This window comes from Nonomuraea sp. NPDC001684 (assembly GCF_053596515.1).
On sequence record NZ_JBSFGJ010000001.1, the window covers coordinates 104,336 to 125,107 of the forward strand.

Sequence of the window (20,772 nt, forward strand, 5' to 3'; positions counted from 1 at the left end):
ACCGCTCCGCAGAGACACGCTCACCGCTCTACGCGAAGGCTCACCTGTGACCCCAGCTCGCGGAACCCGAGAGCTCGGGCCACCCGCCGCGACGCCTCCGGACGCGCCCGCCACTGCGGCAGCAACCCCGCACCGAGCGCGTCGGCCACCGCCGCCGACGCCACCGCCCGAGCCAGCCCCCGCCCCCGAAACCCCTCGGCAGTCAGTACGGACAGATGCGCCGCCGTGTCCAACCACGTCCGATACCCGGCGGCGGCGACCACATCACCGCCCGCACGAACCGCCCAGACCGCCGAATCGACCTCCGCCAGCCCGCTCTCGTCGGCATCCTGCTCGCTCGCCGCCGCCAGCAGCCCGCCGACGTCCCGATCCCCTGCCGCCAGCCGTTCGACCTCCGTCCCGGCATGGCTGGGAACGAACGCTTCGGCATCGACGTACGCGAGCGTCGCCGGCCCCAGAACCTCGCGGACCTCCAGCCGCTCGGAAAGCCGCGGAAGATCGACGCCGTCCTTACCGAGACCACCGCACAGGGCCTGACGCAACGGCACGACCAACCCTGCATCAGGCACCGTGACCAGCGCCCCGCCGTCCAGCACGACGATCCCCGTCCATCCGGGCGGGCACAACCCCGACCCGGAGGAGACGACCACCGCGACCTCTCCCCGCCCGGGAAACCTGACAGGCACCCGAGCCAGGTCCGCCCACAACCGCCCCGCCGCATTACGCACCACACTCAATGATCCCAGACAGCGTGGGACATGAGCCCTCCTGCCGCGTAGACGAAGACGGCGTCTCCCCCGACAGGAGGCCTTCCCAACCGGCACCGGCCCGTCAGTTGCTCTCCGGTCGCTGCCGAACGTCCGGACGGCGCAGGAGACCGCAGCCGTGGCCGTTGATCTGGCGCCGGAGCCTGGCGATCTCGTCCACCAGGGCCTCGCAGTCTTGTCTCAGCTCAGCCTGGAAGGTGACGAGTTCGGTCATCATCAGAACGATGCTGATCATGGTGAGGTCGTCCGCGGTGCGGGTGCTCGTCTCGAGCGCCTTGACCCGTAGCATCACCTCAAGGATCTGCGCCTCTAGGTTCACGGCTCCTGCCTGTTCCACGCAGGGAAGAAGATGCCGCACCGGTGGCCCGGAGCGTGCTCTGACGTGAGCACAGTGACAGGTGGAAGGCAAAGAACCGAGCCGCGGTCCGACACCGAGGTGTAGTTCTTTCTCCTACCACCAGCCGTCTTTCCTCCCGGGGATACGGTTTCTCACCAGCCCCCCGAGCACAAACCCAGCCGAACAGCCGGAAAAGCAGGACGAGCAGGCGGGACACACAGATCTACAGCACACCGCCGAGATCGAGTACCGCACGAGCGAAGATCTGGTCGGCCCCGTCCGCCAGACAGGACAACCCACCGAGGTCGGGAAGGCACGCCACAAGAGCCTCACGTATCGCCCGATCGACCAGTACAGCGGTCTCTCCCGGCAAGCCCCTGTGCCCCGACACAGCGACGCGCACCATGATCACCTCCGGGCGCCGGCAGCCGGTTCCCTTACAGGTGGAACCAGTGAATCCGCCGACAAGTGGTACAGACGAAGCAGGTCGCGTCTCGGTTGGCCCAGTCCAGGCCCATGAAACTCATTCCGGTCGTCTGCAGCTTCCACTGACGGGACTCGAAGATCTCGCTCTGGCATGTGTCGCACCTGAGGTTCTGCCCGTGCGGGAGCCTTACGGTGGTGGCCTCGTCCATGTTCACGATGCTATGCGAGACGATCCGCCGCGGCTCAATCGATGTGGAGGTCGCAGACTGCGGTCAGGTCTATCTCCTGGACGAGGGAGACCACGAGCCCAATGGCAGGCCAGCTGACTCACCGACCCACTCGGTCGGCCTCGTTACAACGGAAGGAAGAGGCTTCGCCAGCCTGAACATCGCCACACTTTGGGGGCTGATCCCCTTCACCGTGACGGTCGCCGACCAGGATCCGGGCGCTGACCTGGACGGCTATGAGGACATCGTGGAGATCAGTTTCGACTCCCCGTCGGGCCAGGTCTTCCTGGCCGGATGGCTCATGGATTGGGACGACGAAAAGGCGCACGACCTTTCCCCGTTGCTTTCCGGTCCCGGCACATATCGTCTGCGATATCACGTCCGAGGAATGGCCGAAGAGCGCTGCTCCGTTGATGACCACTACCTTCAGATATGGCCTGCGGCACAGCACGATCCGGCCGTACTGAAAACCACGAGTATCCCCTTCCAGCACATGCTGAAAGCTGACAGGGCCGCGGGGTGAGTGGGAGAACGGCGCCACTCTCTCAGGAAAGTGGCACAGTGGGCATCAGCTACCGAGAAGGAGTTGAAAGACGATGGGTGACTACTTCGAGCGGATCGTCGATGTCGAGGTGACCGGCCAAGAGGCTGAGTCGCTCGCAGAGCGGGTGGTCGACTGGATGGTCGCCGAAGGGCTGATCACGCGCGAAAGGTCCAGGGACGGCATGTACAGCCTGCAAGTGGACGACGGATACGAGCCCGGCCCCAACTGGCAACGAGCAGTGGCTGATTCCTCGGACCCATCGTGGATACCGGGCCCGGTGGCGGTCATCGTCGGGCGGGATCACCACGTCGGAGGGCAGGGGATGAGCGAGGCGGACTCCGCGACCTGCCCACGATGTGACGCGACGACTGTGATCATCGACTACCCGAACGCGTGGGAGGCGGACCAGGCGGCTTGGCAGCCGTTCAGCGACGGCATCGACACCTGGAAGGAGACCGGCGAAGGAAGTGTCATCTGCTCCTCATGCGGCGCCTCCGTCCCGGTCACCGAGTGGCAGTTCGGGTCCGGTTTCGACCTCGGGGCGCTCGCATTCGACTTCTGGGGATGGCCACCTCTCAGCGTCAGCTTCCACACGGAGTTGAGCAAGCAACTGGGACACCGCATAGAGGTGCAGTCAGGCAAGTTCTGACCCCCGCCACAAGCGCTGAACCGGTTGACGACGCGAGCAGCCGTGATTGTCCACGCCCCCGCCCGTCCCCGCACAGATCTGACACGCCCCAGAAGGCCTCACCTCCTTCGACCAGCCGGTGCTGAGGAGCGAAGCCTCGGACCGTCGCCCCACGGCGACCAGCCCAGCCGAAGCGTTCAGCCGGAGGACGGGGCGCGGCGGCGCGCCGTACCTTCGCCCTGACCTCGGCCCCGCGGATGAGTTTCGGCGCCCGACCGGTCAGAGGGTGAGCAGGTCGAGGGGGCCGAGGTCCCGGACGGTCTGGGCGAGGGCGCGAATCAGGTCGTTCTCCGCTTCGGTCGACCACACCAGCGCGTACTTCAGCGGATCGTCGTCCCGAAGCGCGAGGTAGGTGATGTCCGGCCGCAGGTAGTACCGCCTCATGTGGTGGGCGACGAGGCTGACGGTCTCTCCGGTGGTGACCAGGGAGAGGATCTCCTCGGTGTTACGCGCCAGGGGGCCGCGCTCGATCCGCCGGCTCACAGGAGTCCGGGCTGGGAGAAAGCCGTCCGCCCAGTAGTCGGGCCTGGACGGAGTGTCCACATGCGGGAAGTCGGCGAGCATCTCCAGCAGGCCGGTGGTGTGCCGGGCGAGTTCGTGGTCGGCGGCCACGGCCAGCAGGCGCGGGTCCGTGAACAGGACCGGCCCCGTGGTCAGATCGGGCTCTTCGACGGGCAGCCACGCGACGAGGACGTCGATGTCGCCGCGCCGCAACCCGGCGAACGGATCGGCGAAGGGGGAGATGCGGATCTACAGCTTCCACTGGGGGTGGTTGCTGCGGAACGTGTCCCAGTAGTGCCGCAGGTCGTGCGAATTGTGCGGGATCATGCCGACGCGCAGCACGCCGGTGATGCCCTCGGCGGCCAGCCTGGCCCGGCGCATGCTCTCCTGGAGGCCGCTGTACATCGGCCAGAGATCGTCGCGGAGCTGCCGACCGAGCGGCGTCAGCCGCACCGACCGCGGGGTCCGTTCGAAGAGCGGGGCGCCGATCTGGCGTTCCTGCTTCTGGATCGCCTTCGTGATCCGGGCCGGGGTGACGTGCAGTCGTTCGGCGGTGCGGGCGAAGTGGAGCTCTTCGGCCAGGGCCAGGAAGATCTCGATGTCGCGAAGCTCCACGACTCCCCCACGTTGTCTTCGGGGTTAATTCTGCCTTGCGCATTTTGTCATTGTTTCGGGCTATTTAGTGCCCGGATCCTGGTCACCGGACAAGTCAGATGATTCAGGAGTGACGACATGATGCACCTGGCAGGGAAGACGGCGCTGGTGACCGGGGCTTCGCGGGGGATCGGCCGGGCCGTGGCGCGGCGGCTGGCCGCCGCCGGCGCGCTGGTCGCCGTGCACTACGGCAGCAACGAGAACGCGGCCCTGGAGGCCGTGCGGCTGATCGAGAAGGACGGCGGCCGGGCCTTCCCGGTGCGGGCCGAACTGGGCACGCCCGGTGACGTCGACGCCCTGTTCGCCGGGCTGGAGGCGGGCCTCACCGCGCGGACCGGGCAGGCACGCCTGGACATCCTGGTCAACAACGCCGCCGTCAACACCGGCGGCCCGATCGAGGCCATCACCCCCGAGGCGTTCGACCGGCTGATCGCGATCAACACCAAGGCGCCGCTGTTCATCATCCAGCGGGCGCTTCCCCTGCTGAACGACGGCGGCCGGATCGTCAACGTGACCACCGCGGCGACCCGGATCGCGATGCCCGAGGCGCCGTACGCGATGAGCAAGGTCGGCATCGAGGTGCTCAGCCGTTCCCTGGCCCAGCAGGTGGGCGCGCGGGGCATCACCGTCAACGCCGTCGCGCCCGGCCCGACGGTCACCGACATGAACCCGTGGATGCTCGGCAAGCCCGAGGTCCAGCAGATGGTCGGCACCGGCAACGCCATCCCGCGCGTCGGTCAGCCCGACGACATCGCCGACGTGGTCGCCTTCCTGGCCTCCGAGGCCGGGCGGTGGGTGACCGGCCAGGTCGTCGACGCCTCCGGCGGCTGCTTCCTCGGCCCCCGGATCTGAGCTGACAACGCCCCGGGCCGCCGTCAGCCGACCTTCAACCGGCTGTCAGCGCTGCCCGGGAGATTCGGACCTGCCCCAACAATCCCCTTCACGTATCAGGAAACCTCATGAAGATTCTTGCCCTCAGCTGCCTGGCCGCCGTGACCCTCGCCGGGACCGCCACCCCGGCGTCGGCCGACACCGGAGTGGTGTCCGCGCTCGACAGCGTGGCCAAGCCGCTGGTCTCCACCTCCCCGGGCGCCCGGGCGCACGACCTGGACGCCTTCGGCGCCATGGCGGGCCAGGCGGAGGTGGTCGGCGTGGGCGAGGCCACCCACAGCACCGCCGAGTTCTACGCCCTCAACCAGCGGCTGTTCCGCTACCTGGTGACCGAGAAAGGATTCACCACGTTCGCCCGCGAGCTGAGCTGGAGCACCGGCCTGCGCCTGAATGATTATGTTCTGTACGGCCAGGGCGACCCGCAAGCGATCTTCCACGACGAGGTCAAGGGCCCCTACGACCTGTTCGACAACCGCGAGTTCCTCGGCCTGGTCCAGTGGATGCGCGCCTACAACGCCGGCCACGCCAAGAAGGTCCAGTTCATGGGCGCCGACCTGCTCTACCCCGGCGACATCCTCTTCGACAAGGTGCTGGCCTACGCCAAGCAGCGTCGGCCCGCCCTGCTGCCCGAGCTCACCCAGTTGTACGACGGGCTGCGCCCCACCACGAAGAACGCCGGCGAGTACATGGCGCAGGCGCTGGCCGTACCCCTGGAGACCCGGCACGACAACGCCGAGCGGGCCACCCAGGCCCTGAAGCTCCTCCAGAAGGAGGGCGCCGACCGATGGACGCTCCAGCACGCCCGCGCGCTGTCGCAGACCTTCACCGACTTCGCCTTCGACCAGGCCACCGCGGACGGCCGCCGCCAGGCGGCGATCTACCGGGACCAGGTGCTGGCCGACAACGTCACCTGGTGGAACCGCACGACGGGCGCCAAGATCCAGGTGTCCGGGCTGAACGCGCACCTGAGCTACACCCCGATCGACACCACGTACGTGCCGGCCCCGATGGGCGGCGAGCTGCGCAAGCGGCTCGGCGACCGCTTCGTCACCGTCGGCACCAGCTTCAACCAGGGCGGCTACAACTTCTCCAGCTCCGAGACCGCCTGCCCCGACGGCGTCAAGCCCGCAGAACGGCCGGGAACGTGCAAGGGCTGGGTCCCCGCCGCGGGTCCCGACTACAACGAGTACGTCCTGGACCAGGTGCGCCACCGCGACTTCATGCTGGACACGCGGACAGCTCCGCGGACGGCTCGGACGTGGCTGGCGCAGGCCCGGCCCACCCGGCTCATCGGCGGCGGCTTCTGGTCCCCCGACCAGGCCGTCCAGGCCTCCCTGAGCCGCTCCTTCGACGTGGTGATCCACCTCCACCAGGTCAAGGCGGCCACCCTCACCCGCTGACGGCATACCGGACGCCCCCGGCCCGTGATCGCCCCCGGACGTACCGGTCGACCATGGGCCGGCCTCCGCCTCGCCAGACGTCAGGCCGACCGGACAGCCACCGATCCCGCAGCAGCCGTTCGGGCCTGACTCTGTACCGCTGCTGCTGGCGGTGGCTGTTCACTTCGTGCCGCAGAACCAGCCCGAAGAGGCTTCATCCAGCTCGCAGCGCAGCGACCGCCTCAACGAGACCGACCGCCTCCAAAGCGTCGAGCACGTCCTCGACGGTCTCGGGCGGGCTGGTCCGTGAGTCCGCAATCTGCTGCACACACGCCCAGACGACCCTTCCGTCCAAGTCGATTTGGTCGAGGACGAAGTCGTCGGGCGACTTCGCCTCGATATCCCATGGAGCCAAGTAGTCGGCAGGGAAGTCCTTGAGATTCGACGTGACGATGGCCTTCGCGCCCACCTTGATCGCTGCGGCCAGCACATGTCGATCGTCAGCGTCGGGGAGCTTCAGCCCTTCGATCAGTGGCTCTTACCCCTCGACGAGGCAGTCGCGGACAGCGGAGTTCATCAGTCGGCGGAGCTTGTCGAGCTTTTCCGCAGGAATGTCGGGGCGGTTGGCGGCGAGGTTCGCTGCATCTCGTCGAGGATGCTGTTGGTCCACCTGACTTGCACCCGTGCCGTCATGGCGAGACGAATGAGCAGGTCACGCAGGGTGTTGCCGTACAACACGTTTGCGTCATAGACCACCACGAATGTCATGACTCAGATGCCCAACTCTTGCCCCAGCGCAGCGAGTTCGTCGGCCGCGGTCCGGCGCTTGGCGTCATCGCGACGCCTGTACTCCTGGAGGTCCTCGTACTTGATTCGACGGTGCTTGCCAATCAACCGGAACGGAATCTCTCCCGTCTCCAGGAGTTTGATGACGTACGGGCGTGAGACGTTCAGCATGTCCGCCGCTTGCTGTGTCGTCAGCTCAGCATGGGACGGAATCACCGTGACTCCGCGCCCTTCAGCTGCTTGGGCAAGGATGAAGGCAAGCAGAGTCACTGCTTCACGAGGCAGGATCAAGGGGTCCTCTCCCCCGTGCTCGCCAACGACCTGCACGGTCGGCTGCTCGGGATACCGCATGAGGTAATCCTTGATCCGGCGGACCGCACGAGCGGCCACCTCGGCATCGATGCTTCCCGGCTGAACTCGCTTGGCCTGCACGTCAGTCATGACGTCACCCCCTCTTCGCAGTATCCGCAACAGACGAAATAAACGCAAGCACGATCGCCAGCAGCCCGGCACCGCCTTGACCCTGGATGAATGGCTGTCGCCGATGACGGCGCTGACCCATGATCTACGCCGGGCGTGCCGAGCGACCATGGGTCAGGATCTAGCTATCTCTGCAGGTCTACGCCTCGCCGGAAGTCAGGCCGACCGGACAGGCCACGCTCGTGCCGCCGATGCCGCAGTAGCCGTTGGCGGCTTTGTACGTTGCTCTTGGTAGCGCTCCGCTCCCGGCAACAAGTCCTCAGGACTGGAGGTCGTTGGAGAGGTTGATCCGGATCTCCGTGTTGCGGTACCCGGCGCGCAGGAACGCGGCCGCCATCGGCGCGTTGCCCACGTCGGTGGTGGCTGTGATGCGCGTTTCTCCGTTGGCCGCATGCATGCGGGTGATCTCGGCGAGTACCTCGTCCACGTATCCGCGCCCCCGGAGCTCCGGGACCACCCCGAGATATCCGACGTTCACGCTGTACGGCGTCGCCGAGGGGATCGCCATGCCTGCCACCTCGCCCGCGTACGTGTAGGCGATCCGCCACCACTCCCGCTTGCCCGGCGCGCCGAGATAGAAGTCCATCTCTTCGCGCGCGGTCGCGTCCACGCCTTTGGCCGCCACGTTCGTTCGGGTCTGAAAGTCCAGACTGCCCTCGGCGATTCTCCTGAACACCGCCAGGAACTCCTCATCGGACGCCTCGGCGAACCGCAGCGCCCCAGCCACTGAGGGCACCCCGTCGGCCGGCGCCCACTCGAACTGCAGCCGCTCGACCTCCCGGGTGAGGCCGGCCGCGTGTGCTGCCGTTCGCCGCCATTCCACAGCCGCCGAGGTGACCGGATCGTCACGCCAGCCGCCGGACGCCTTGATCGCGTACTGCACCGGCTGCGGGAACACTGCCAGTGCGGCCTTGATCAGTTCGGTGGCGACGACGATGCGCTCACTCACCGCGGGATCCACGTCCAGGCAGTCGAGCGCGACCGGGTACGCGCTGCCCGTCGGCCCCCACCACAGCGCACGTCCCACGACCCGGTCACCGACCTCGGCGATCCACGTCCACTCCGACCGGTACATGTTCTCGGCCAGTTCTGCGAGGTAACGGTCGGCGGAGATCCAACCCACGGGCTCCGTCACGACCCACGAGGTCACACGGTCCAGTTCCGCAGGGACGATCGCACGGCAGGAAATCACCGGAAGAGCTTAGTGGACCTTTTGTCCACCCGTGGGCTACTCAGCATGAGGCAGGTCACGCTGATCACGCCCCACCGGACGTCAGTCCAACCGGACAGACGACACCACGCCGCCGATGCCGCAGTAGCCGTTGGCGACTGTGTACAGGCACTGCTGTCGGTAGCGCTTCGGTGCAGGCGTCGGCGCGTCCTGTGGTGCAAGACCGAAGCGGGCGGCACCCTTGACAGTGCTTCGGCGGCGATGCAGGCCCTCACCGGCACCCATGCAGTGGTGATCAATGGTGCCCGGCAGGTCGGCAAGAGCACTCCGGTCCAGGCGATCGTGCGTCAGACGGCAGGGGCCGGCGAGAGCCACCTGGATCAGGCAGCCGTACGCGCGGCGGCGCGACAGGATCCCGATGGGGTCGTGATCATGACGGACTTCTTCTCATCGATGCAGGCACCTAGCGTCTAGAGGCTCCTAATCTCGCTGAGCCCCGTCAGGCCAGATCACCCGCACGGGCATCTCCCGCCGCCGCGCCTCGGCCACCACGTCAGCAGTCCCGCCATAACCTCGGGCAGGCCGCCCGTCCCAGACGGCGAACAACACATCGGCGTCGTCCAGCATCCGCGCACTGGCCGCCATGTGCGACTCCGAGGTGGACTCCACAAACTCCAGCCGGTGAGTCCGGACCGCCCGGCCCAGCAAATCGTCGTACGCAGCATGGCACTCGCCCGGCAGCCCGTCCCGATACTCCTTGGCCGGGATCACGGCCTCCAGCACACCACCGAGATCGAGTACCGCACACGCGAAGATCTGATCAGCCCCGTCCGCCAGACATGACAGCCCGGCGACCCCAGGACCGTACTCCGCAAGGGCCTCACGTACCGCCCCGTCGATCAGTACGGCGGTCTCCTCCGGCAAGCCCCGATGGCCGGACACAGCGATGCGAACCATGATCCCCCTAGATCAGAGTGGCGTGAAAACGCTCGTCGAACGAGCGCAAAGCGCTGGACGACGGCCCGGCATACGATCGCCGGAAGTTCTTGGCCCGGTGCAGGAAACGCTCAGAGCCGGAGGTCTTAGCCAAAGTGAGCGCATTGGACGCCAGACACCTCACGAGGGGAGCGGGACCACGCTCGATATCCGCCCCCACCTGGTACTGCGACCCCTCGGTTCCGGGCCGTCCGGGCCGGTTGTCGCTCACTTAGTCACCCCGGATCGGGCCTGCGGGCTGGGGCTGCTGCCACACGTCTCGGCCGTTGCCCCACAGCTCAGAGGCATGGTAGGCGAACCGATCGAACAGGCCGTCGTCCTGATACCGCCGCAAGTGCAACATGGGCGAGTCGTGACCGACGAGCTTCGCCAGGTGCGGCGTGACGAGCATTTCCGAGTCGAACCGGAACACGCTCATGGCGATGTGCTCGTCACCGAACCGGGCCTCGACACCGGCAACGTCGCGTAGCTGATCGATCTCCGACAGAGTGATCCGGATGCGCGTGGAGACGGTCAGCGGAACGTTCTCCACGTCCTCGCGGTGGCGCGTCACCTCACTGTCCGGATCGCCGACGAGGAACCGAATCTTGCAGCCCTGCTGAGCCTTCCGCTTGAGCACCTTCGCGAGATTGGGGTGTTCCAGCCACAGGAAGTAGTTGGTGTAACCGGCGAACACGATCTCGTTGCGCGCCGAGCTGATGAGATTGCGCCAGATTGATTTCGGACATGCGGAGCGATAGGGATAGACGGTCAAGACTTCCTTATCCGGCCCAGTTTTCACCGTATTGCGAATTGCATCCGGCCATAGCACGGCTGTCTCAACTCCTAGTGCCTCTGCGGCTGCCCATTGGTGCCGCATGTGCGGAACGCGGGTTTCGTCCTGCAGCCAGCGTTCCACCGTCTTTACGTCCACGCCACATCGGTCGGCCAAGTTCTGGTTCGTGACCTGGGCATTCAGCATGGCGCTGCGTAGGGGGACGTTGGCCACGGCACACCTCGACCTGGAGGACGTCAGGGACGTTCGGAGCGTAACGCTGTAACGTCCTGGACGTCTTGATAACGCGGTGGGTTTGTCACGCTCAGGTAAGCACGCTGATCGCATGTCCACTCCGGTGATTCTTGAAGACCTCCAAGCGGCATTTCCCGGTTGGCGCATTTGGCGTAGTTCTGCGGGCCGTCTCTGGGCCACCCGGAACGGCCGTCGCCTGTCCCCGCGCGAAGTAGATCACGGCCTGTCCCAGACGATCGACGCGGACGACATCGTCCATCTCGCCGAGCTGCTGAAGGAGCAGGAGACAGCAGAGGAGGCGTTGTGAGCCGCCCTTCGCTCGCACCGGAGACCCACGCCGCCGCCGCCCTGGCCAACGCCCTCACCGCTCGGGGAGTCTCCGCGGACGTGCACGACGGCTACGGCCTGGCGCTGGTGTCCGTCTGGGTCGGATTGGTCGTCTGGTGTCACGACGGGCGCTACTGGTGGCGATCGGCATGGGATGCGAGACGACAGCGAGTCATCTACGCCTGGCACCCCTCCACCGAACCCGCTCAGGCCGCTCACCGAATCGCTCTCCGCTACGCCCAACTACGGGAGTCTCACCCAATCTGTACGCCGGTCGCCGGAGTGCACCCGTGCCCATGACCTTGGCGAAGCTGATCGCCCAGTATCCGGCATGGCAGGTTCAGGAAATTGCCGCAGGCTGGGTGGCCATTCGGAGGCAGCCCGTTCCCTGGGCAAGCAGACTGTCCAACGTCCGTTGCGGGGCGACGTTGGATGAACTGGATGCGAATCTGCAGGCGGAGACCAGACAGGAAGGAGGGAGCAAAGGCCCCTTCGAAGCGTTTGAAACAGCCCCGCAACACGCCAGCCTCCACCACAGGGAGCAACCCGGGTAGATCGATGGCAACCCGACCCGGAGCGCAGGGCCTCCAGGCCCGAGCACCGGAAGCGGGGCGGCAGAGACTTGAAGCTCATCGTCGGGGCCGCCGGCCCGCGTGCGGTGGCGGGCGCGAACGGCCCCCAGGCCGCACGCGCAAGCCCGCCAGACCGCTGAGCGGGCCGGCGACCCCGTGGCGAGCGCAGCGAGCCATTGAACCCGTAAGGAAGGTTGTCGCCGAAGACGGCTCTGGCCCATGATCGACGCCGGACGTGCCGGGCGACCATGAGCCAGGATCTAGCTATCTCCGTAGGTCTACGCCTCGCCGGAGGTCAGGCCGACCGGGCAGGCCATGGCCGCAGTAGCCGTTGGGGACTTTGTACAGGTACTGCTGGTGATGGCGCTGCGCTTCAGGCAATGGATGCACGACCTAAGGAGCCTTGGACCGGTACTCAGCCCACCTGTCGACCGCCTCTTGAAGGTCAAGAGCGGCAACGTCCTCACGCGCCATCCCGACCGTGAAGATCAACCGGTCCGCGAGCCAATCTGGAACGGGTTCTCTGGGAGGTGCCTTCTCCACCCGAAGGTGATCGGCCAGCCTGCCAAGGCGTTCGATCACCTGGCCGAGCTGGATGATCTCGGGCCGGCCCGCACCCGCCTCCCGGACCCTCGCCGTCGCCTCCTCGTACACTTCGGCGTCGGCACGTTCACCGACAGCCCACACTTCGCAGATCTCCACCGACTTGTCCTCGGTGATGCGGTAGACGACACGCCAGGTGTTGCGACCGACCACCAGCTTCCGGAAACCGGTCAGTTCCCCGCCAAGCGGATAACCAGCTTCAGGGTTGTCCAGCAGGAGAAGGATCTTCTTGAGCACCTTGGGTACCGCGTCTGGGCCGATCCGCCGAAGGTCGTCGACCGCCGGCGCCGTGAAGGCGACGTCGGACACGATTCACTCATCGTCCGGGATGGCGGACAGCGACTCGCGAGTATGTCCGAAAGCGGCAAGCACCTCATCGAGTGAGACCCGCTCCCCTGTGTCCGTAACCGACCGGGCGAGCACCAGCGCCAGATCACGCAGATCAGCCGCCGCCTCCTCCAGCTCGTTGAGCCGGCGGATACTCACCACGGCCGCCACTGGCTGACGCCGACGGGTGACCACCAGATCGGTCCCCTGCTCCGCATCAGCCACCAGACGGGCAACCCCTCGCTGGGCCGCCTCTGTGACGCTCAGCTCAGTAGCTTCGTGCAGAACAGTCATGCATTAACTGTATATCTATCTGCACAGAAGTGCGATGCTTGGGCCCGCGTTCGGCTCATGCCTCGCCGGACGTCAGGCCCACCGGGCAGGCGACGCCCGTGCCACCGATCCCGCAGTACCCGTTGGGCACTTTAAAGAGATATTGCTGGTGATAGTCCTCGGCGTAGTAGAAAGGCTTGGCCTGGGCTATTTCGGTGGTTATGGTGCCGTAGCCGGCCTGGGTGAGGACCTGCTGGTAGGCGGCGCGGGACGTCTCCGCCGCCTTCTCCTGCTCCGGCGAGTGGTAGTAGATCGCCGACCGGTACTGCGTGCCGGTGTCGTTGCCCTGGCGCATGCCCTGCGTCGGGTCGTGGTTCTCCCAGAAGACCTTCAGCAGCTCCTCGTACGACACCTGGGCCGGGTCGAACACCACCCGGACGGCCTCGGTGTGCCCGGTGAGGCCGCTGCAGACCTCCTCGTACGTCGGGTTGGGGGTGTAGCCGCCCTGGTACCCGACGGCGGTCGTCACCACCCCGGGCGTCTGCCAGAACTTGCGCTCGGCCCCCCAGAAGCAGCCCAGCCCGAAGTCGGCCACCTCCAGGCCCGAGGGGTACGGCGGGGCGAGCGGAGCGTCGAGGACCGCGTGCCGCGCGGGCACCGGCATCGCCTCCGAGCGGCCCGGCAGAGCGTCCTCGGGACGGACCATCGATGTCTTGTTGCCGCCGAACAGCCAGCCCATCGTGCCACCTCCATCAGGTGTCTCCACCCTACGCAAGCGCCGCGGGCGGCGGCGTGGCGTGGGTGGCGGGATTGCGCCTACACAACGCCCGAACAGTTAAGGACGCCTAAACATTCCCGTATAGTGACACACATTTGTATTTAAGCTGGTAAGGCCCGAAAATGGGTTACATGCCTGACCTTCGGCGCGGTGTACTGTTCGGGATCGCCGCCTACACCATGTGGGGGCTGTTCCCCCTGTACTGGCCGCTGCTCAAACCGTCCGGAGCCGTGGAGATCCTGGCTCATCGGATGGTCTGGTCACTGGTCGCCGTCGCCGTCGCGCTGGCCGTGCGCCGGCACTGGAGCTGGTTCAGGGAGCTGGCCCGGCAACCGCGCAAGCTCGTCCTGCTGACGATCGCCGCCATCGTCATCACCGTCAACTGGGGCACCTACATCTACGCGGTCAACACCGGCCACGTGGTCGAGAGCGCCCTCGGGTACTTCATCAACCCGCTGGTCAGCGTGCTGTTCGGAGTACTGGTGCTGCGGGAGCGGCTGCGTCCGCTGCAGTGGACGGCGGTCGGCTTCGCGGCGCTGGCGGTGGTCGTGCTGACCCTGGACTACGGCAGGCTCCCCTGGATCGCGCTCACGCTCGCCGTCAGCTTCGGCGTGTACGGGCTGGTCAAGAAGCAGGCGAACGTGGCCGCCACCGAGAGCCTGGCCGTCGAGACGCTGGTGCTGCTGCTGCCGGCGCTCGGATACCTGATCTATCTGGAGTTCGCGGGGCAGGCCACGTTCGGGCAGCAGGGGCTCGGGCACGCGCTGCTGCTGGTGGGGGCCGGGATCATCACGGCCGTGCCGCTGATCTTCTTCGGCGCGGCGGCCATCCGGGTGCCGCTGAGCACCGTCGGGGTGCTGCAGTACATCGCGCCGATCCTGCAGTTCATCGTGGGGGTGACGATCGCCGGCGAGGTCATGCCGCCCAGCCGGTGGATCGGGTTCTCGATCGTGTGGCTGGCCCTGGCCATCTTCACCTACGACAGCCTCCGGGCGGCACGGACGGCCGCCCGGGTCAGGCGGTCAGCCCGAACGCTCGACCACGTAGTCGCAGAGAGCTAGGAACGCCGCCCTGGCCGGGATGTCGGGCAGGGCGGAGAGGTCGACGCGGGCCCGGTCGACCCACGCGGTCAGCTCGGCGCGGGCCCGCTCCATGGCCGGGTGGGCCCGCAGCAGGGTGAGCGCCTCCTCCACGTGCTCCTCCGGCACCGGGCCGGACAGCAGCTCGGTCAGCCGCGACTGCTCGCCGCTGGTGAGCGCGTAGAGGACCGGCAGGGTGTGGACGCCCTCGCGCAGGTCGGTGCCGGGGGTCTTGCCCGACTGGGCGCCCGAGGAGGCCACGTCGAGCAGGTCGTCGCCGAGCTGCCAGGCCACGCCGACGGCCTCGCAGGCGCGGCTCAGCCGCTCCTCGACGTCGGCGGGGGCGCCGGACAGCAGCGCGCCGAACCGGCCGGAGGCGGCGATGAGGGAGCCCGTCTTGTCGGCCAGGACGCTCAGGTAGTGGCCGACGGGGTCCTCGCCGTCGCGCGGGCCGACCGTCTCGCGGATCTGCCCCTGGACGAGGCGGGAGAACGTCTGGGCCTGGATGCGGATGAGCTCGGGGCCGAGGTCGGCCAGGAGGTCCGAGGCCTGGGCGAACAGGTAGTCGCCGGTGAGGATCGCCACGGTGTTGTCCCACCGGGCGTTGGCCGAGGGCGAGCCCCGGCGCACCGGGGCCTCGTCCATGACGTCGTCGTGGTAGAGCGAGCCCAGGTGGGTCAGTTCGATGACCACCGCGCCGGGCACGACGCCCGGCGCGGAAGGGTCGCCGAACTGGGCCGCGAGCAGCACCATCAGTGTGCGGAACCGCTTGCCGCCCGCCTCGATGAGGTGCTTGGACGCCTCCGTGACGAAGGCGTCCTCGCTCTCCACCGACGAGCGCAGGAGCTTCTCGACCGCGGCCAATCCGGTGGCCACGTCCTGCGCCAACCGTTCGTCCTCGATGGGAAGGTCAACCACGGGCGGCGCAGACATACGAGATCCCCTTATCTAATGAACAGTGCCGAAGCGGCGTCGTTGGCGACACCGAGGAGGGTCTCCGGGTAGAGCCCCACTCCTACGGTAACCAGCAGGGAAACGGCGATGACGGCCACGGTCCCCATACTGGGCACCGAGATCGCCGGGCCGTCGGCCGCGGGCTCGCTGAAGAACATCAGCACGATGACCCGGACGTAGAAGAAGGCGGCGATGGCCGAGGCCACCACGCCCACCACGACCAGGCCGGCCATCCAGCCGCCCATCGAGTCGCCGGGCTGCGTGCCGCTGTTCAGCGCGGCCGCGAACACGGCGTACTTGCCGAAGAAGCCGCTGGTCAGCGGGATTCCGGCGAAGGCGAGCAGGAAGAAGGCGAACACCCCGGCGAGCACCGGCGACCGCTTGCCGAGCCCGGCCCAGCGCGACAGGTGTCCCGCCTCGCCGCCGGGGTCGCGCACCAGCGTGACCACCGCGAACGCGCCGACCGTGGTGATGCCGTAGACCGCCAGGTAGAACAGGATCGACTTGAGCGACTGGGCGTTCTGCCCGGCCGAGCCGAACGTCGCCATCACGCCGACGAGCAGGAAGCCCGCGTGCGCGATGGAGGAGTAGGCCAGCATGCGCTTGATGTCGGTCTGCGTGATCGCCAGGATCGAGCCGACGATCATCGTCAGGGCCGCGACGGCCCAGATGACCGGCCGCCAGTTCCAGTCCAGGTTGCCCAGACCGACCCAGAACACCCGCAGCAGGGCGCCGACGGCCGCGACGAGCGTGCCGGAGGCCATGAGAGCGGTGATGGGGGTCGGGGCGCCCTGGTAGACGTCGGGCTTCCACGCCTGGAAGGGCGCGGCACCGATCTTGAACAGCAGGCCGACGCCGAGCAGCGCGAGCCCGGCCATGAGCAGCGGGTCGAGCAGCGCGCCCTTGGCCAGGGCGGCGTTGATCCCGGGCAGCGAGACGGTGCCCGCGTAGCCGTAGATCATGGCGGTGCCGTACAGGAAGAACGCCGAGGAGAACGCGCCGAGCAGGAAGTACTTCATCGAAGCCTCCTGCGACAGCAGGCGGCGCCGGCGGGCCAGGCCGCACAGCAGGTACAGCGGCAGCGACATGACCTCAAGGGCCACGAACATCGTCAGCAGGTCGTGCGAGGCCGGGAAGAGCAGCATGCCGCCGACCGCGAACAGCACCAGCGGGTAGACCTCGGTCTGCCCGGCGCCGTTGTCGGCCGCCTCGGCCTCCTCCTCGTCCGCACTGCCCGGCACGGCCGCCGCCGAGGCCACGAAGTGGCCCTCGTCGTTGATCAGCAGCACCGACACGAACGACAGGACGATGATCACGCCCCAGATGAACAGCGCGGGACCGTCCACCGCGACCGCGCCCATGGCGGCGGCCTGGGTGGGCACGCCGCGCATGACCTGCAGGATGACCAGCGCGAACGCGCCGATCAGGCTGAGCAGCGTGAGCGGGACGTGGATGGACTTGCGCAGGTAGCGGGGCGCGAACGCCTCGACGAGCACGCCGATGCAGGCAGCGCCGAAGATGATCAGCAACGGCGCCAGCGTGCCGTACTCGATCGTCGGCGCTGGGATGACGTCGTTCACTGACCTGTCCCCTTCTCAGCGATGGTGGCAGTGGGTACGTGCACGTTGGTCAGCGTCTGCTGCACGGACGGGTTGATCACGTCGAGCAGCGGCTTGGGGAAGAAGCCGAACCCGATGATCAGCGCGACCAGCGGCGCCAGCACCCAGATCTCCCGGGCGTTGAGGTCCTTGAACGCCTTGACCGGCTCGGCGGTCGGGCCGTTCAGGGTGCGCTGGACCATCCACAGGATGTAGACGGCGGCCAGGATCACGGCCACCGCGGAGATGATCGCGGCCACCGTCAGCGCGCCGGAGCCGTGCGCCTCGCTGGAGTACGTGCCGATCATCACCATGAACTCGCTGACGAAGGACGACAGTCCGGGCAGCGAGAGACCGGCCAGACCGGCGACCAGGAAGAAGCCGGCGAGCACCGGGGCGACCTTCTGGACGCCGCCGTAGTCGGCGATGAACGGCGAGCCGCGCCGGGCGATGAGGAACCCGGCGGCGAGGAACAGCGCGCCCGTGGCGAAGCCGTGGTTGACCATGTAGAGGGCCGCGCCGGACTGGGCGACCGACGACATGGCGAAGACGCCGAGCACGATGAAGCCGAAGTGCGAGATCGACGTGTAGGCGATGAGCCGCTTCATGTCGGTCTGGCCGATGGCCACGATCGCGCCGTAGATGATGCTGATGACCGCCAGGACGACGATCGGCATCGTGAACGCCTTGGCCGCGTCGGGGAACAGCTCCAGGCAGAAGCGGAGCATGCCGAACGTGCCGACCTTGTCGAGCACGCCCACGAGCAGCACAGCGGCGCCGGCCGGGGCCTGGGCGGCCGCGTCGGGCAGCCAGGTGTGCACCGGCCAGAGCGGCGCCTTGATGGCGAAGGCGATGAAGAAGCCGCCGAACAGCCACTTCTGCGTCGTCGGGTCCTTGATGGCCCCGACGAGCGGCTCGAACATGAACGTGCCCTTGTTCGCCAGCACGTACAGGCCGATGACCGCGACCAGCATGAGCAGGCCGCCGAAGAGCGAGTACAGCAGGAACTTGACGGCCGCGTACGACCGCTGGGCGCCGCCGTACGACCCGATCATGAAGTACATCGGGATCAGCATGGCTTCGAAGAACACGTAGAAGAGGAAGACGTCGGTCGCCGCGAAGACCCCGATCATCATCGTCTCAAGGACGAGCAGCAGCGAGAAGTACGTCTTGACCGACCGCTTGGGCGTGATCAGCGTGCCGTCCGCGGTCCTGACGCCGTCGGCGTCGTGCCAGGAGGCCAGGACGACGATCGGCACCAGCACGACCGACAGGGCGATCAGCACCAGGGCGACGCCGTCGACGCCGACCCCGAACTTCACGCCGAAGCTCGGGATCCAGTCGTACTCCGCCTTGAACTGGAAGCGCTCGCCACCGGGCTTGAACCCGGCGGCCATGACGCCCGTCAGCACCATCGTCAGCAGCGAGACCGCCAGCGTGACCTGCTTGGCCAGCTTGTCGCCGCCCTTGGGAAGCAGGGCCACCACGATGGCGCCCACAACGGGCACCGCCATGAGTATCGGGAGCCAGGGTGACATCAGATGTTCCCAACGAGGAGCAGGGCGCCGGTCAGCAGGGCGGCACCGATCAGGATGGACAGCGCGTACGTTCGCGCGAAGCCCGTCTGGAGCCTGCGCAGGCGACCCGAGCTCCCGCCGATGCCTGCCGCCAGACCGTTGACCAGCCCGTCGACGCCGCGGTTGTCGAAGAACACCGCGATGCGGGTCAGCCACTGGCCGGGACGCATGAACAGGGACTCGTTGAGGGCGTCGCCGTACAGGTCACGGCGGGCGAACGTGGTGAGGAAGGAGCCGCGCGGCTGCACCACCGGCACCTGCGCGCGACCGTAGCGCATCCACGCGTAGGCCGCGCCGATGGCCACGAGCACGAGCGTCGCCAGACCCACCGTCGTGGTGCTGAACACGTGGAACGACGGCAGCTCCTCGGGCAGGCCGACGGCCGGCGAGAGGAACTTCATCAGGCGGTTGTCGTTGATGAGGAAGTAGCCGAGGACGACCGAGCCGACCGACAGCAGGATCAGCGGCAGAGTCATCACCGCGGGCGACTCGTGCGGGTGTGCTTCCTTGTCCCAGCGCTTCTCGCCGAAGAACGTCATGAAGATCATGCGCGACATGTAGAAGCCGGTGATGCCCGCGCCCAGGACGGCCAGCCAGCCCATCCAGGCGCCGTGCTCCATGGCCGTCTCGATGATCCCGTCCTTGGTGTAGAAGCCGGACAGGAACGGGAAGCCGATGATGGCGAGGTAGCCCACCATGAACGTGACGAACGTGATCGGCATGAACTTGCGCAGGCCGCCGTACTTCCTCATGTTCACCTCGTCGTTCATGCCGTGCATGACCGATCCGGCGCCGAGGAACATGTCGGCCTTGAAGAAGCCGTGGGCGATGAGGTGCGCGATGGCGAAGGCGTAGCCCGCCGGGCCGAGGCCCGCGCCGAGCATCATGTAGCCGATCTGCGACATCGTCGAGCCGGCCAGGCCCTTCTTGATGTCGTCCTTCGCACAACCGATGATCGCACCGGCGAGCAGCGTGGCCACACCGACGATCGTCACGACCAGCGAGGCGACGTCGGACGCCTCGAAGAACGCGCCGGATCGCACGACCAGGTAGACGCCGGCGGTGACCATGGTCGCCGCGTGGATCAGGGCCGAGACCGGGGTCGGGCCCTCCATGGCGTCGAGGAGCCAGGACTGCAGCGGGAGCTGCGCCGACTTGCCGCACGCGCCGAGGAGCAGCAGCAGGCCGATGGCCGTGAGCGTGCCGTCGCCCTGACCTGAGACGACCGCGTGCGTCAGCTTGCCGAAGCTCAGCGTGCCGAACGTGGTCCAGATGATGAACATGCCGACCAGCAGGCCGAAGTCACCGACGCGGTTGACGACGAACGCCTTCTTCGCCGCGACCGCCGCCGAGGGCTTGAACTGCCAGAACCCGATCAGCAGGTAGGACGCGAGACCCACGCCCTCCCAGCCGATGAACAACCCGACGTAGTTGTCGGACAGCACCAGCAGGAGCATCGCGGCGACGAACAGGTTCAGGTACGCGAAGAACCTGCGCCGGTGCTCGTCGTGCGACATGTAGCCGATCGAGTAGATGTGGATCAGCGATCCGACACCGGTGATCAGAAGGGCGAAGCTGATCGACAGCGGGTCGATGAGCAGCCCCATGTCGACCATGCCGGGGATGAACTCGTACAGATGCACGGCCTGGCGACGCTGATCGTCCCCGAGTCCGAGGATTTCGAAGAACGCCAGCACAGCCACGACGAACGAGGCGAGGGACATGGCCACGCCCAGCAGGTGGCCCCACCGGTTGGTGAACCGGTTGAACACCAGGAGGATGAACGCCCCCAACAAGGGGAGAGCGATCATCAACCAGGAGACCCCGA

24 protein-coding genes are annotated in these 20,772 nt (G+C 67.2%); 7 read left to right on the top strand and 17 right to left on the bottom strand.

Annotation, left to right across the window (positions count from 1 at the left end):
- Positions 1-20: 20 nt before the first annotated feature.
- Both ACWCSD_RS00545 and ACWCSD_RS00550 read right to left on the bottom strand, forming a co-directional pair.
- Positions 21-650, bottom strand: a complete 630-nt coding sequence (locus tag ACWCSD_RS00545) for a GNAT family N-acetyltransferase (RefSeq protein ID WP_397154548.1) — start codon at positions 648-650, stop codon at positions 21-23.
- A gap of 181 nt (positions 651-831) precedes the next feature.
- A complete protein-coding gene (locus ACWCSD_RS00550; RefSeq protein WP_449912193.1) occupies positions 832-1,104 on the bottom strand; it encodes a hypothetical protein in 273 nt (90 codons plus the stop codon).
- Positions 1,105-1,737: 633 nt separating this feature from the next.
- Here ACWCSD_RS00550 and ACWCSD_RS00555 point away from each other — a divergent pair.
- Both ACWCSD_RS00555 and ACWCSD_RS00560 read left to right on the top strand, forming a co-directional pair.
- Positions 1,738-2,280 carry a hypothetical protein gene (locus ACWCSD_RS00555; RefSeq protein WP_449912195.1) on the top strand — a complete coding sequence of 181 codons (543 nt, stop codon included), beginning with the start codon at positions 1,738-1,740 and terminating at the stop codon, positions 2,278-2,280.
- A gap of 73 nt (positions 2,281-2,353) precedes the next feature.
- Positions 2,354-2,950 (top strand): hypothetical protein, encoded by a 597-nt coding sequence (locus ACWCSD_RS00560; protein WP_449912197.1) that lies wholly within the window; start codon positions 2,354-2,356, stop codon positions 2,948-2,950.
- Between the two features lie 258 nt (positions 2,951-3,208).
- Here ACWCSD_RS00560 and ACWCSD_RS00565 read toward each other — a convergent pair whose 3' ends face one another.
- Together ACWCSD_RS00565 and ACWCSD_RS00570 are read right to left on the bottom strand one after the other, a co-directional pair.
- Positions 3,209-3,739 (bottom strand): LysR substrate-binding domain-containing protein, encoded by a 531-nt coding sequence (locus ACWCSD_RS00565; RefSeq protein ID WP_449912253.1) that lies wholly within the window; start codon positions 3,737-3,739, stop codon positions 3,209-3,211.
- Positions 3,740-4,105, bottom strand: coding sequence for a LysR family transcriptional regulator (locus ACWCSD_RS00570; RefSeq protein WP_449912199.1), 366 nt, complete (start codon positions 4,103-4,105; stop codon positions 3,740-3,742).
- 117 nt (positions 4,106-4,222) lie between these two features.
- Here ACWCSD_RS00570 and ACWCSD_RS00575 point away from each other — a divergent pair, with 117 nt between their 5' ends.
- Together ACWCSD_RS00575 and ACWCSD_RS00580 are read left to right on the top strand one after the other, a co-directional pair.
- The gene (locus ACWCSD_RS00575; protein WP_449912201.1) at positions 4,223-4,996 is read left to right on the top strand and encodes an SDR family oxidoreductase; all 774 of its coding nucleotides are present in this window, start codon (positions 4,223-4,225) and stop codon (positions 4,994-4,996) included.
- 107 nt (positions 4,997-5,103) lie between these two features.
- Positions 5,104-6,435: an erythromycin esterase family protein gene (locus tag ACWCSD_RS00580; RefSeq protein WP_449912203.1), complete on the top strand. Its 1,332-nt coding sequence runs from the start codon at positions 5,104-5,106 to the stop codon at positions 6,433-6,435.
- Positions 6,436-6,628: 193 nt separating this feature from the next.
- On the opposite strand, the gene ACWCSD_RS00585 is transcribed toward ACWCSD_RS00580, so the two are convergent.
- The 4 genes from ACWCSD_RS00585 to ACWCSD_RS00600 form a co-directional block, all read right to left on the bottom strand.
- On the bottom strand, positions 6,629-6,904 hold the full coding sequence (locus ACWCSD_RS00585) for a hypothetical protein (protein WP_449912205.1): 276 nt from the start codon (positions 6,902-6,904) through the stop codon (positions 6,629-6,631).
- An 86-nt stretch (positions 6,905-6,990) separates the two neighbouring features.
- Positions 6,991-7,182 (bottom strand): hypothetical protein, encoded by a 192-nt coding sequence (locus tag ACWCSD_RS00590; RefSeq protein ID WP_449912207.1) that lies wholly within the window; start codon positions 7,180-7,182, stop codon positions 6,991-6,993.
- Between the two features lie 3 nt (positions 7,183-7,185).
- Positions 7,186-7,641: a helix-turn-helix domain-containing protein gene (locus ACWCSD_RS00595; protein WP_357966374.1), complete on the bottom strand. Its 456-nt coding sequence runs from the start codon at positions 7,639-7,641 to the stop codon at positions 7,186-7,188.
- A 298-nt stretch (positions 7,642-7,939) separates the two neighbouring features.
- Positions 7,940-8,755 carry a GNAT family N-acetyltransferase gene (locus tag ACWCSD_RS00600; RefSeq protein WP_449912210.1) on the bottom strand — a complete coding sequence of 272 codons (816 nt, stop codon included), beginning with the start codon at positions 8,753-8,755 and terminating at the stop codon, positions 7,940-7,942.
- A 162-nt stretch (positions 8,756-8,917) separates the two neighbouring features.
- Between ACWCSD_RS00600 and ACWCSD_RS00605 the strand changes: the two genes are divergently transcribed.
- Complete coding sequence (locus ACWCSD_RS00605; RefSeq protein WP_449912212.1) at positions 8,918-9,325, top strand: hypothetical protein; 408 nt, start codon at positions 8,918-8,920, stop codon at positions 9,323-9,325.
- A 6-nt stretch (positions 9,326-9,331) separates the two neighbouring features.
- Here ACWCSD_RS00605 and ACWCSD_RS00610 read toward each other — a convergent pair whose 3' ends face one another.
- Both ACWCSD_RS00610 and ACWCSD_RS00615 read right to left on the bottom strand, forming a co-directional pair.
- Positions 9,332-9,808, bottom strand: coding sequence for a hypothetical protein (locus tag ACWCSD_RS00610; protein ID WP_449912214.1), 477 nt, complete (start codon positions 9,806-9,808; stop codon positions 9,332-9,334).
- 250 nt (positions 9,809-10,058) lie between these two features.
- Entirely contained in the window at positions 10,059-10,835 is a 777-nt protein-coding gene (locus ACWCSD_RS00615; RefSeq protein ID WP_449912216.1) for a hypothetical protein, read from the bottom strand.
- A gap of 112 nt (positions 10,836-10,947) precedes the next feature.
- Between ACWCSD_RS00615 and ACWCSD_RS00620 the strand changes: the two genes are divergently transcribed.
- Complete coding sequence (locus tag ACWCSD_RS00620; protein ID WP_397154575.1) at positions 10,948-11,163, top strand: hypothetical protein; 216 nt, start codon at positions 10,948-10,950, stop codon at positions 11,161-11,163.
- Between the two features lie 985 nt (positions 11,164-12,148).
- Here ACWCSD_RS00620 and ACWCSD_RS00625 read toward each other — a convergent pair.
- The 3 genes from ACWCSD_RS00625 to msrA are packed head-to-tail and all read right to left on the bottom strand — an operon-like array spanning position 12,149 to position 13,697.
- The gene (locus ACWCSD_RS00625; RefSeq protein WP_397154577.1) at positions 12,149-12,667 is read right to left on the bottom strand and encodes a type II toxin-antitoxin system RelE/ParE family toxin; all 519 of its coding nucleotides are present in this window, start codon (positions 12,665-12,667) and stop codon (positions 12,149-12,151) included.
- Between the two features lie 3 nt (positions 12,668-12,670).
- A complete protein-coding gene (locus tag ACWCSD_RS00630; protein ID WP_397154579.1) occupies positions 12,671-12,979 on the bottom strand; it encodes a type II toxin-antitoxin system prevent-host-death family antitoxin in 309 nt (102 codons plus the stop codon).
- Positions 12,980-13,034: 55 nt separating this feature from the next.
- Positions 13,035-13,697 carry a peptide-methionine (S)-S-oxide reductase MsrA gene (gene msrA / locus ACWCSD_RS00635; RefSeq protein ID WP_449912220.1) on the bottom strand — a complete coding sequence of 221 codons (663 nt, stop codon included), beginning with the start codon at positions 13,695-13,697 and terminating at the stop codon, positions 13,035-13,037.
- A 170-nt stretch (positions 13,698-13,867) separates the two neighbouring features.
- Here msrA and rarD point away from each other — a divergent pair, with 170 nt between their 5' ends.
- On the top strand, positions 13,868-14,797 hold the full coding sequence (gene rarD, locus ACWCSD_RS00640) for an EamA family transporter RarD (RefSeq protein WP_397154583.1): 930 nt from the start codon (positions 13,868-13,870) through the stop codon (positions 14,795-14,797).
- Here the strand turns inward: rarD and ACWCSD_RS00645 are convergent.
- Genes ACWCSD_RS00645 through nuoL form a run of 4 tightly spaced genes read right to left on the bottom strand, consistent with a single transcriptional unit; the run spans position 14,759 to position 20,755 of the window.
- Entirely contained in the window at positions 14,759-15,748 is a 990-nt protein-coding gene (locus ACWCSD_RS00645) for a polyprenyl synthetase family protein (RefSeq protein WP_387678081.1), read from the bottom strand. The genes rarD and ACWCSD_RS00645 overlap by 39 nt on opposite strands.
- An 11-nt stretch (positions 15,749-15,759) precedes the next feature.
- Positions 15,760-17,349, bottom strand: a complete 1,590-nt coding sequence (gene nuoN, locus ACWCSD_RS00650) for an NADH-quinone oxidoreductase subunit NuoN (RefSeq protein ID WP_358290238.1) — start codon at positions 17,347-17,349, stop codon at positions 15,760-15,762.
- Positions 17,346-18,905, bottom strand: coding sequence for an NADH-quinone oxidoreductase subunit M (locus ACWCSD_RS00655; RefSeq protein ID WP_352322502.1), 1,560 nt, complete (start codon positions 18,903-18,905; stop codon positions 17,346-17,348). The genes nuoN and ACWCSD_RS00655 overlap by 4 nt, the downstream gene beginning before the upstream one ends.
- Positions 18,905-20,755 (bottom strand): NADH-quinone oxidoreductase subunit L, encoded by a 1,851-nt coding sequence (gene nuoL / locus ACWCSD_RS00660; RefSeq protein ID WP_397155891.1) that lies wholly within the window; start codon positions 20,753-20,755, stop codon positions 18,905-18,907. Before nuoL ends, ACWCSD_RS00655 begins: the two co-directional genes overlap by 1 nt.
- Between the last annotated feature and the right edge of the window lie 17 nt (positions 20,756-20,772).

Bases quoted from the DNA above. Each gene is read 5' to 3' on its own strand.
- nuoL (WP_397155891.1), bottom strand. From the start codon at position 20,755: ATGATCGCTCTCCCCTTGTTGGGGGCGTTCATCCTCCTGGTGTTCAAC.
- ACWCSD_RS00555 (WP_449912195.1), top strand. From the start codon at position 1,738: ATGTTCACGATGCTATGCGAGACGATCCGCCGCGGCTCAATCGATGTG.
- ACWCSD_RS00600 (WP_449912210.1), bottom strand. From the start codon at position 8,755: ATGTACCGGTCGGAGTGGACGTGGATCGCCGAGGTCGGTGACCGGGTC.
- ACWCSD_RS00580 (WP_449912203.1), top strand. From the start codon at position 5,104: ATGAAGATTCTTGCCCTCAGCTGCCTGGCCGCCGTGACCCTCGCCGGG.
- msrA (WP_449912220.1), bottom strand. From the start codon at position 13,697: ATGGGCTGGCTGTTCGGCGGCAACAAGACATCGATGGTCCGTCCCGAG.
- ACWCSD_RS00595 (WP_357966374.1), bottom strand. From the start codon at position 7,641: ATGACTGACGTGCAGGCCAAGCGAGTTCAGCCGGGAAGCATCGATGCC.
- ACWCSD_RS00560 (WP_449912197.1), top strand. From the start codon at position 2,354: ATGGGTGACTACTTCGAGCGGATCGTCGATGTCGAGGTGACCGGCCAA.
- ACWCSD_RS00655 (WP_352322502.1), bottom strand. From the start codon at position 18,905: ATGTCACCCTGGCTCCCGATACTCATGGCGGTGCCCGTTGTGGGCGCC.
- ACWCSD_RS00575 (WP_449912201.1), top strand. From the start codon at position 4,223: ATGATGCACCTGGCAGGGAAGACGGCGCTGGTGACCGGGGCTTCGCGG.
- rarD (WP_397154583.1), top strand. From the start codon at position 13,868: ATGCCTGACCTTCGGCGCGGTGTACTGTTCGGGATCGCCGCCTACACC.
- ACWCSD_RS00630 (WP_397154579.1), bottom strand. From the start codon at position 12,979: ATGACTGTTCTGCACGAAGCTACTGAGCTGAGCGTCACAGAGGCGGCC.
- ACWCSD_RS00620 (WP_397154575.1), top strand. From the start codon at position 10,948: ATGTCCACTCCGGTGATTCTTGAAGACCTCCAAGCGGCATTTCCCGGT.
- ACWCSD_RS00610 (WP_449912214.1), bottom strand. From the start codon at position 9,808: ATGGTTCGCATCGCTGTGTCCGGCCATCGGGGCTTGCCGGAGGAGACC.
- ACWCSD_RS00605 (WP_449912212.1), top strand. From the start codon at position 8,918: ATGAGGCAGGTCACGCTGATCACGCCCCACCGGACGTCAGTCCAACCG.
- ACWCSD_RS00590 (WP_449912207.1), bottom strand. From the start codon at position 7,182: ATGACATTCGTGGTGGTCTATGACGCAAACGTGTTGTACGGCAACACC.
- ACWCSD_RS00645 (WP_387678081.1), bottom strand. From the start codon at position 15,748: ATGTCTGCGCCGCCCGTGGTTGACCTTCCCATCGAGGACGAACGGTTG.